Genomic DNA, 500 nt, shown 5'->3' with positions numbered 1-500 from the left:
ATCCTGCAGGTGAGCGGCGATGAAATTAACCATCGCATTAAATTTAACGCGAAAATTGGCAACAAACAGAAAGATGCGACCATTTATGTGCATAGCAACTATAACTATGAACTGAAACATCTGATTAACGGCGATGAAAAATTTGATATTGGCAAACTGGAAATTCGCAACGTGCTGACCGATGGCGAATTTAAAGTGGAAGCGCGCACCAAATATAACGGCGATGATAAATTTAGCATTACCCGCGAACAGGTGTATGGCGAACCGATGGCGAGCAAATTTTTTGATCAATATCTCCGTATATACCCATGTGCGCCTCACACTCTGATCCTGGGTTACATCTGCGCGTAAAAAATCAGCTTCTCGCTATAGCCCCTGTCCTCCTTCTCAACGTTACCCCCAATCTCCACCTCAGGCCGCGTTCACAGGGAATTCGGCCCTAGCGTCTATGCTGCCCGTGAACGGCTTCGGTACAAATGGGCCGCATTCCAACAGGAGAT

General features: G+C 46.6%; 1 protein-coding gene. It reads left to right on the top strand.

From position 1 onward, the window contains the following. Positions 1 to 351: hypothetical protein (locus NLX85_RS32900; RefSeq protein WP_254341775.1), on the top strand; the 351-nt coding region annotated here is incomplete at its 5' end. Between the last annotated feature and the right edge of the window lie 149 nt (positions 352 to 500).

The sequence above is a fragment of the Micromonospora sp. A3M-1-15 genome, from assembly GCF_024213425.1.
Taxonomy (GTDB): domain Bacteria; phylum Actinomycetota; class Actinomycetes; order Mycobacteriales; family Micromonosporaceae; genus Micromonospora; species Micromonospora chersina.
The sequence above is the reverse complement of the archived record's forward strand: the minus strand, read 5'-3'. Positions and strand labels throughout refer to the sequence as shown.